This is a genomic window from Streptomyces sp. NPDC047515 (assembly GCF_040643055.1).
Classification (GTDB): domain Bacteria; phylum Actinomycetota; class Actinomycetes; order Streptomycetales; family Streptomycetaceae; genus Streptomyces.
Genome location: NZ_JBEYTM010000111.1, coordinates 1 through 9738, shown reverse-complemented (window position 1 = coordinate 9738; position 9738 = coordinate 1). Strand labels below are relative to the sequence as shown.

General features: G+C 68.6%; 5 protein-coding genes and 2 pseudogenes. 5 read left to right on the top strand and 2 right to left on the bottom strand.

All coding sequences use genetic code 11. The annotated features are described in order from the left end of the window. The first annotated feature begins 210 nt into the window (after nucleotides 1-210). A complete protein-coding gene (locus tag ABZ826_RS38065) occupies nucleotides 211-1263 on the top strand; it encodes an IS110 family transposase (protein ID WP_361459003.1) in 1053 nt (350 codons plus the stop codon). 16 nt (nucleotides 1264-1279) lie between these two features. Next, nucleotides 1280-1489, top strand: a pseudogene (locus ABZ826_RS38060) (integrase core domain-containing protein); the annotation flags it as partial. A 464-nt stretch (nucleotides 1490-1953) separates the two neighbouring features. On the opposite strand, the gene ABZ826_RS38055 reads toward ABZ826_RS38060, so the two are convergent. Then, the gene (locus tag ABZ826_RS38055) at nucleotides 1954-3240 is read right to left on the bottom strand and encodes a hypothetical protein (protein WP_361459001.1); all 1287 of its coding nucleotides are present in this window, start codon (nucleotides 3238-3240) and stop codon (nucleotides 1954-1956) included. Between the two features lie 194 nt (nucleotides 3241-3434). On the opposite strand from ABZ826_RS38055, the pseudogene ABZ826_RS38050 reads away from it, so the two are divergent. The 3 genes and pseudogenes from ABZ826_RS38050 (at nucleotide 3435) to ABZ826_RS38040 (ending at nucleotide 7083) form a co-directional block, all read left to right on the top strand. Then, nucleotides 3435-3811: pseudogene (locus tag ABZ826_RS38050) on the top strand (hypothetical protein). 101 nt (nucleotides 3812-3912) lie between these two features. Further along, complete coding sequence (locus ABZ826_RS38045) at nucleotides 3913-6711, top strand: phosphotransferase (protein ID WP_361458999.1); 2799 nt, start codon at nucleotides 3913-3915, stop codon at nucleotides 6709-6711. 159 nt (nucleotides 6712-6870) lie between these two features. Next, nucleotides 6871-7083 (top strand): hypothetical protein, encoded by a 213-nt coding sequence (locus ABZ826_RS38040; RefSeq protein ID WP_361458997.1) that lies wholly within the window; start codon nucleotides 6871-6873, stop codon nucleotides 7081-7083. 126 nt (nucleotides 7084-7209) lie between these two features. On the opposite strand, the gene ABZ826_RS38035 is transcribed toward ABZ826_RS38040, so the two are convergent. Beyond that, nucleotides 7210-9321 carry an ATP/GTP-binding protein gene (locus ABZ826_RS38035; RefSeq protein WP_361458995.1) on the bottom strand — a complete coding sequence of 704 codons (2112 nt, stop codon included), beginning with the start codon at nucleotides 9319-9321 and terminating at the stop codon, nucleotides 7210-7212. Nucleotides 9322-9738: the final 417 nt, after the last annotated feature.

Here is a 9738-nt window from a genome sequence, read left to right as displayed (position 1 = left end):
CGCACGACGGCGGAGCTCAAGCGGGTAACGGGAAGGTCGTGCCATGACCCGATCCTTTCATGAAATCGAGTCTCCATTCGACACGGGGCGGTTCATAGCGTCCCGACCGTCTCACTGGACTCTTCCGAGGCCATCAGGAGACAGGCGAGCTTGACCAGCGTCACGCAGCCCACGGCCTCATGTCACGTCCCGGCCGACGCCGGGGAAGACATCCTGCTCGGTGTCGACACCCACAAGCACATCCACGCCGCAGCCGTCGTCACCACGCTCGGCGCCGTCCTGGACGGCCGCAGCTTCCCGGCAACTATCGACGGCTATCGTCAACTTGTGGCTTGGGCCCGCTCGTTCGGCAGTCTGCGCCGGGCCGGGGTCGAGTGCACCGGCTCCTACGGCGCCGCCCTGACGCGACACCTGCGGGCCGAAGGCATTGAGGTGACCGAGGTCAACCAGCCAGACAAGGCCGCCCGACGCCGTCACGGCGAGACCGACGCCGTCGATGCCGAAGCCGCCGCCCGCGCTGTCTTGTCCGGTCGTGCCACCGCCACGGCGAAGACCAGCGACGACCCGGTGGAGATGTTGCGGCTGTTCAAGCTGGCGAAGGGGTCCGCCATTGAGTCCAGGACCCAGGCCATCAACCAGCTCAAGAGCGTCCTGGTCTGCGCCGACGCTGAACTTCGCGAGTCCCTGGCCGGGCTGAGAAGCCCGAAGCTGTTCCAGCAGTGCGCCGCACTCACGGAGCCAGAGATCTCTGGGCCGGCAGAGGCCGCGCGTCACACCCTGCGGCTGCTGGCCCGCCGCATCCAGCGCCTGACCGAAGAGATCAACGACCTCACCAAGCGGATAACCGAAACAATCAAAGCGACTACTCCTGATCTGCTCGACGTCCACGGCGTCGGCCCGGACAGCGCAGCTGTCCTGCTCATCTCGGCCGGTGACAACCCCGGACGCCTCGGCAACGAGGTGTCCTTCGCCGCCCTGTGCGGCGCCAGCCCCGTCGAGGCGTCCTCCGGCAAGACCCAGCGCCGCAGACTCAACCGAGGCGGTGACCGACAGGCCAACGCCGCCCTCTACCGGATCGTCCTCAGCCGCCTGCGCTGGAAGGGCCGTTCCCAGGACTACCTGCGGCGACGCCTTGCGGAGGGCAAGACCAAACGCGAGATCATCCGCTGCCTCAAACGGTACGTCGCACGAGAGATCTACCGGCTCATCGTCCCCACGAACACCGCGGCCAACGACACGGGACCAGCCCGAGATGCCGCTTGACATCCATAGGGGCATCAACACCCTGGCCGAGAGTTTCTGGCAGGGACTGAAGCGAGAAACGATTTACAGGAGAGTGTTCGTGACGATGTCTCAGGCGAGGCTCGAGATATTCCGGTGGCTCACCTACTACAACGCCCGACGCCGACACAGCGCGCTCTCCTACCTCTCCCCGATGGAGTTCGAACAGCACCACCACAGGACAGCTAAACTCTCACTCGCAGCATGAACCCCTGTGTCCACATTCCGGGGGTCACCTCAGCAACCGCCTGCGACCAGTACGAGGACAAGATCGCTGACTGGACACCAGACCCGATGACCTGCAGGTCCGAAGTTGGAGGAGGCTCAAGGCCCGGGAACACCGGCAGACCCCTTGCAGGGCTGCGGGGGCCGGGCTCAGCGCCCGCCCCCCGTGGCGGTGGCGAGTCCCTCGTGCGACGCTGTCCCAGCCCGGTGGTGACCTCACCTCGAAGCCGATGCCACCGCCGGGCAGGGCTTACCATCTGCGCATTTGACTAACTGTCACCAAACCATCCACTCCTGCCAGCGACAAGCCTGTGGGCCGCACCGGTCACCGCGCCGAATGGTACGAATAGCTGGCCGAGGACCTGCGCCGCTGGTGACCGCCCGGATCATCCGGACGGCCTTCGCGCCGCGGTGATCGCCGAATACGAAACGGCCCGGCCTGGCGGACTACTCCTTCTCGTCGTCAGGCCGTTCGCCGACCTCGTGCCCGTCTCGCTGCTCGTCAGGGTTCCCGATCGGATCCTCCGGGCCGGTGTCGGTCACCGTGTCGTCATCGGACGAGCGGTCGTCCAGCGTGATGGTGACCGGCCGGCCTGCCGCAGTGAGCTTGGACAGGCTCTCCTGGATCCGCTCGTAGAGGGTGATGGCCAGCTCCCGGTCACCGTCGCCCTCGACAGCGGTCTGCTTGACCGAGTGCAGGGCGATCAGCAGAGCGATCAGAGAACGCCCGGACAGAGCAGCGCGGACACGCTCGTCACCCTTGTCGAGGACCTGCGCAGGCACCCGGAAGTGCGGCTGCCGTCCGGCATGCGCGGTGATGAACTCCCATACATCGCGATGGCACAGCACGGTCGCGGAAGAGACCCGGGCAGCCTTCCGCAGCAGTTCGCTGTGCTCCCCGGTCACCTTCACAACAGTCGGCTCCCTGGCAGTCCGCTGCTCCAGCTCGGCCCGAAGACCAGCAGTCTCCTTGCGAAGAGCGGTGAGCTCGGTACGCGACTCCTCCCGGGCCGCGACCAGCTGCTCGCGCAGCACACCGACCACCACGTCCAGCTGCGCCCGCACCTCATCACGAACACCGATCAGCGCCGCGTGCGACTTTTCCTCCAGGGCAGATCGCAGCGGCGCGAGCTCCTCGGTCAGGACCTCGCGGACAGCCTGCCGGATCTCCGCGACCGGCAGCACCGCGCCCTTCGTTCTGTTCCCGTCCCTGCCGTCGCGCTGCGCGGGGATCGCGGCGGTCGCTCCGGCCTGCGGCGCTGGACCCTGCACGGGCACGGTCGCCGGGGCCGGCCCGGCCGCGGTGCTGAGGGACTCGGCGGTCTCCGACGACGGCAAGAGCTCGTGAGCCGGCCCGGGCAGAAGCGTCGGCTCGGGGCCACCGTCGACGGAGGACGCTGCGAGGGCGGGCGGGGCGGGCGGGGTGAGAGTTTCGACCGCTTCCCGTACCTCGCGCATCTCGGTACGCAGGTCGGCGACGGCCTGGCGCACCTCCGCGTTCAGCATCTCCCCGCCGGCCGTCAGCCGGTCCCGGGCCTCACGCAGATTGGTGCGCATCCGGCCGAGTTCGTCGACCACGGTCCGCGTCGTGTCCTGCTGGACGGCCTGCCCGCTCGCTTCCAGCTTCTCGATGCCCTTGCCGAGCGCGTCCCGCAAATCAGTACCGGTGTTCATGACAGCGGTGTGCAGCATCGTCAGCGTGCTGGTGTAGTCGGTTTCCTTGGGCCGTGGCATCTGCCCCCCCATTGGTTGCGGTCAGTAGTTGTTCGAGTTCACTGCGTATGCTGCCCAACTGGGCCGTCCCCTATGGGAGATACGGATCAACTGGTTCCCCAATCGGCGCCATCCGGCCAATAGTGCCGCAAAACAGCCGATCAGATCACCGACCCGGTCAACGCTCGGACCCCGGGCCACCACCCGCAACAGCCCTGCAACGGCGCGTCCTGGACGACACCGCGCTGGCCGCGGCAGGCCAGGGCAACATCCTCGCTTCCCGTCTGATCCACCGGGCCCACGCCAAGGCCGGTTGGTTCCTCTACACCCCCGCCTGCGCCCTCGTCGAAGCCGACCGCGCCCGGCCCGGCACGGCCAGCACCTGGCCGCCCTGCCTGGTATCACCGCCCTGGACCTGGACCTGGACCTGCCAGCCGCGCTGGCCGTCGCACAGCAAGAATCCTGGGCCGCTGCGCACTGTCAGTACGCTGCGCAGCCCACCGCGGACCGTCCCGACGGGGCGATCGTCGCCACCACCGCCCCGGGCCGGTGGACCGGTGAGCCGGTTCGGCGCCTGGACCTCACACCCTGACCCGGCGGTGCCACTGTTCGTTCCGGCGGAGCCCTGCATCTTCCCACCGCTCGCCCAGGAGCTGGCACGGCAACGCAAGTAGATCAGGGCACGCAACAGCGTTGAGACTGCTGGCCAAATCCCGGCTCTCGCTATCTGTGCACCCCGTAGAGTGCCGCTCCCTACTGTGGTCACTTCCGTCTCTCCGCAGGGAGCTTCGCTTGGACATCTCGCGACTGATCGAATGGGCACAAAGGATGTACCCCCATCCCGGAGGGACACGGATCCCCAATCCCCGTGACCAGGAGCGGGGGCCTGTCCAGGCGGCGGCACAAGTCGCAAGGGCGTACGAGTACCACCAGAGCGGCAGGCTCCAGGAAGCCGGAATCCGGGACTTCGGGTACGGGCTCACCACCTTGGCCACGACGCTGATGGAGCAGGGCAGACCCGACGCCGCTGCCGCCACGTTCCAAGTAGCCCTCCAGACGTTCGTCCCCCTGCTACAGGGCGGCTCCAGCGTCGACAGGGTCATGGAACGCTGCCGCAGATCCCTGAAACAGCTGGGTGTTGCTGAGAGCAACGAGCTTCCACCGTCCTTCGGCGAGCCTGTTCTGAGACTCGCCGGCCTGCTGGAGGGGGTTGCGCCGACCGTCCCGGATCAGCTCTTCACCGACGCCGGAAGGAGCCCCGTCGAGCCGGTCGACCCCCTCGTGCTTCACGACTCCCTGAACGCGTATTTCGAACGGCTCACCGAGCGCTCCCACCTTGCCCAGCGGCCCTTCGGAAAGATCTGGAGCGAAGATCTGGCGGAGGCCCGTGACAAACTCCCCAGCCATCTGCCGTCCGCTCATCCCGCGCTTGTCGCCCACGCCCAGGATCTGCGCAAGACCACCTCGGAGCACGTCAAGGAACGCCGGATTGCCTCGCTGCGGGCCGCACTCGTGAACCATCACCTGTGGCAGAAGGCGGAGGACGGCCTGCGCTCGAACGAACCGCAGCTGCGCGTCGATCTCATACGCTACGTCGGCGCGGTCCTTGCCGAGGGGCTACGGAAGTCCTCGCGCGACCTGATCCTCGGCAGCGTTGAGGCACAGGTCTCTGTGGCGTACGGCACCCCGCCGGTGCTCTTGCGGAAGGTTGGTCTGCTCAACGCGCTGCTAGGGTCCGTGGGCACCTACCTCCTGCTCGCTGGACCCAGTCCAGCCAGGGCCCACGAGATTGAGTACGACGAGCGCATCTTCGACCACCTGGAAACCTCTGGGAGTGAAGAGGACGACCGAAGCGACATGTTCGGCCGCCGGCCTTCCGGGCGTGTGCGGAGGCCGTCGTGGCCGGTTCACCTGCTGAAGCAGTGGCGAAGCGGCCAGGAGATGAAGGAGGCTTCCTTTGCCCTGGCCTCGGTCGCGGGCTGGGACCGCATGCGTGCCCGCTGGCTGCTGGAACAGATCTTTGCTGCCTCTCCGGACCCGGCGTCCCAGCATGATCTGCGGGCCTGGCAGGACGAGGTGGACGCGCTGCTGGCAGCCGTGTCGAAGGTCAGGGTCGTACACAATCCGTGGGTGCCCGAGGGCACCGACCACACGCAGAGCAGCGTGATCACCAGTGACAGGGCCGGGCGGTTGTGGATCCCGGACCCCGTGCTGAAGGCTGCCGTGGCCCAGGGCCTGGAAAGGGGTGACGTCATCAAGGTGCGCGGCGAACATTTCGCCGGCCGCAGGATGCCGACATATCTGCTCACCAACAAGTTCGGCCCGGTCTCCATCCTGAAGATCGATCACGCGGACAGAGTGGCGCGGGAGGTCGAGAACTTTCGGAGGTATGCCGAGAAACGGCTGCATCAGCGGTACCGGCCCAGTCAGTGCGAAGCGCACGAGATGGAGATGTACCTCGGCGAAGACGGAGAGCCGCTGCGCGCGATCGTGACCTCGTACGCCTTCGAAGAGGGGGAAGAACCGCTCACGCTGGGGGCCTGGTTCAGGGACGCCCAGGCGGAAGTGGCAGCCGACGCGATCCGGCGCCTCCTGCTCACCACGATGCGCCCGTGGATCGCGGACGTCCGAAGGGACCGAGTGGACCTTCGCGCCGAGTATCCGGTGTTCCGGTCGGCCGCCGCACCCGACAAGCAGTCCCCAAACTCCTGGGCAGGCAGTGAACTGGCAGCTCTCACCGACAGTCTGACGTCGGAGGATCTCGGATTGACGCTGCCGGGCCGGGACGAGCGCAGTGCCGACAGCCTGCTCGGGGAGTGCCTCGGACTTGAGGAGGCGGCCTTGCAGTTGAGTGGGCTGGAGTTGATCAATCCGTTGTGGTTCGCGGCCAGGGTCGCGGAACTTGACGACGCTACTTCAAGCAGCACCCTGGACGGCCTGGTCGATCCGAGGTACATCGACCTGCGGGACTACGAAACTCTCCTGGTGCTGTCACACGGCGATCTGCACATGGACAACGTGTTGTGCACGTCCACGGGCCCCAGACTGCCGCAGACCGTCCTCATCGACTTCGAGAGCGCCCACTACGGGCACGTGTGCAAGGACCTCGCGCGTCTGGAGGCCTGCGTCCTGTCCCATGTGTTCACGTGGAATCCCGAGCAGGCAGGCCGGATCACCGCGTACGTGACCAACGGGACCGAGCTGACTCCTCCGCCTCCCGAGGAGGTTCTGGCGGATCTGTCCGACGAGGAACACCTGGTGCTGAGCACCGTGCGCCGTATTCGCGAGGTGGCGTTCGGCTGCGGCCAGGGGCACTGGCCGATCCCCGTGCACGAGTACCAGCTGGCCCTCGCAGGGTCGCTGATCCCCATGATCCGCTCCACCAGTATGGAAACCGAGCAGCGGCAGTTCGCGCTCACCCTGAGCACCGTGGTCTGCTCAGCGCTTCTGGGCCACTGGCAGCGGGCGGGAACCTCGGCGGGCGGCTGCTGAGAAACTGGATCAGCGCAGGCACAGCCCACCGCGGACCGTCCCGATAGGGCGGTCGTCGCGACCGCGGGCCCGAACCGGTGGGGTGGCGAGCTGGTCTGCGTCGTGGGGCTCACGCCCTGGCCGTCGGCAGAGCCACAGCGAGCTCGCCGATCTCACCAGGTGTTTCGAGAGGTCGCGGAGAAGAACGACCGCGAGTTCGGCATCATCAAGTCCGACCTCACAGCGGTGCGTCTGCAGGTCGGAAACCTTGATCAGAAGGTGGACCGGATTGACAGTCGTCTCGAAGCGCTCGGGCAGCAGATGGAGCGTAACCAGGCGCAGATCATCGAGCTTCTCGCTCAGATGGTCGGTAAGGGCACGGACGCCGGCTGACCGCTGCACCACTGTCTTGTCGGCCCAGTGATGCAGGAAGGGCCCGAACCCCGGTCACCGGGAAGGTTCGGGCCGTTTCCGTATCCGAACCGTGCCCGCCTGCGGTCAGTCTTGATGGCAGCGAGTTCACCTGGGCGTATCCAGGCGAATGCGCCGGATGGTGACCAGGTCCCGCCATCGCCGCCGGGTGGCCTGCTCCTCATCCAGCCAGCGCGCCAACGAGGGCCCGGTGAGGGAAAGATCGGCCATCAAGTGGGCGATGTTGGTGTAGTACGCGCAGTCGCCGCTGTGGGTGAGTTCCTCCAGCCGGGCGATGTCGCTTCGGACTGCGGCATCGTCCCCGCGCACGGTGTGGTGCAGGGTGAGGGCGAGTTCCAGCAGCAGCGCGACCGCGGTGATTCCGGCGGTGGTGATCTCTGTCCGCAGCAGGGCGGCGCGGTCGTCGACGTCCGGTCCCGGGGTGCCGGCATCGCGGGCGAGGGCGGCGATCTGGGCGGTCAGAGTGGTGGCGCGCTGATCGAGTCCGGCCAGGAGTTGCTCGGCGAGGGCGATCTCCCGGGTGGCGCGGGCGGGGTCGGCGAAGGCGTACGTGAGAGCAAGGTGAGCCTGGGCGATTGCCTGCTCGCCAGTGTTGCCGTGCCGCTCGGCTTCGGTGCGGGCGGCGGTGTAGGCGGTGGCGGCCTGGGCCATGTTGCCGTGGGCGAAGTGGATGTCGCCGAGGACCCGCTGGCCGCGGCCTGGCCAGCCCAGGGTTTGGGCGGTGGCGAGTGCGGTGGGGAAGTCCCCTGCGGCGCGGGCGAGGTGTGCGAGCCCGCGGGTGGCATCGGGGGCGAGGCGGCCGCCGCCGTCGGCGACCTGGCGCATGCCGTCGCGGGAGGCGGCGCTCTGGCCGAGGTCGCGGTGCGCCTTGGCCCGGTAGTACAGGGCCATCTCCGTCAGTTCGGCGGGCAGCAGGCCGGTGTCGAGGATGGCGGTGAGCCGGTCGGCGGTCTGGGCGCGGTGTTCGTGCTGGCGCCGGGCCAGGGTGCTGAGGAGTTCGGCCAGGGCGTCCGCAGGTGTCGTGGGCTCGTCGTCGGTCTCGGTGCGTGCGGGGAGCGGGAGGGGTTCCCAGACGTAGTCGTCGGTGTACGCGTACGCGGCGTCGGTGAGCCAGCCGAGGGCGAGCCGGTGGTCGCGGGCCAGGGCGAGGCCCTGGCGCAGGCATCCGACCAGGAGACGCCGGCCCGGCCCGGGGGCTGCGCGCCACTGCTGGCCGAGTGCGGCCAGGGCCCGTTCAGCGGCGGCTTGCCAGTCGGCGTCGGTCCAGCGGTCGTCGGTGGCGTCGTCCGCGGTACGCAGGGTGGAGCGGATCAGGGCGTGCAGGTGGTACGGCCACAGCGCGTACGGGTTCTCGCGGACGAAAGGCCGCTCGGCGAGCCGGGCGGCCGCCGCCTGGTGGGGGAGGCCGGCTGTGGCGGTGGCCAGGCCAAGGTCGAAGGCGTCCAGCAGGGACACCGACCGCAGGATGTGGCGCTCGTCGGGGGTGAGGTCGGCCAGGGTGCGGGTGATCAGCGCGGGGAAGTCGGCGTCGAAGTCCGCCGGGGTAGGGGTATATCCGGCCCGCCGCAGTTCCAGGAAGCGGAGCACGGCGAGATCGAGGTAGAGGGGCAGGCCGTGGGAGCGGTCGGCGATGACGGCCCGCATCTCGGCGCTGATGAGGGGCTGGTCGTCGCGGACCAGGCGGCGGGCGAGGTAGTCGTCGCAGTCCTGCGGGCTGAAGTCGCCGATGAGGACCTGCCGCCCGTTCCCGGGGGTGCTGGCGGGACGCGGGCCCAGAACCGCCTGCTGGGCCAGGCCGGGCCAGGCGGTGGGGCCGGTGTAGTCGAGCTGGCCCTGCAGGGCGGGGTCAGCCCACTGGAGGCGGCTGCGGCCGGTGACGATGAAGAACGCGTTGGGCATCAGCCACACGATCCGCTGCAGCAGCCGTTCCAGGTCGCGGTGGGTCCGGTCGCCGGTGTCCTCGAAGGTGTCCAGCAGGACCACTGGCACCACGGCCTTCTCGGCCGGGAGCCGGGTGAGCTCCCAGGCGAGCAGATACGGGTAGTACGACAGGGCGTCGATGCCCGGCTCGGCGTCCAGGAGGTCCGCGAGCAGGGAGCAGTCGGCCAGGGCGCGTACGGTCTGGCGGCGCTCCCGCAGCGCGGTGGCCAGGGCGCCGGTGAGCTGGCCGACGGCGCCGCCGATGGAGCCGGGCAGCATGAGCGCCTGGGCGACATCGCCGAGCGCGGACTGGACCTGCTGTGGCAGGGCCTTGCCGAACCGGGCGGCGAGCCCGCCGCGGCTCAGGTACTCCTGCAGGCTCTCGCCGGGATGCTGGTGCTCCCAGTAGCGGCGCAGGGCGATGTCGAAGGCGGGCAGCGGCCTGCCCAGGTGCGCGGCCAGGGCGAGGCGAATGGTGAGGACAACGCGCTCGAAGTCGGTACCGGCGGAGCGGGCCAGGTCGATCCGGACCGGCAGCAGCGCGGGGCTGGCGGGCCAGGAGGGTTCGCCCCACCGTGCGGGTCGGTTGCCGGTGTCGGTGACTGGCTGTTGTTCTTTCGAGTGTGATCGGTTGGTTTCCGCAGGTCAGGCATAGGCGCCCCGGTGGTGCGGCAGAACTGTTCCAGCATGTTGCTG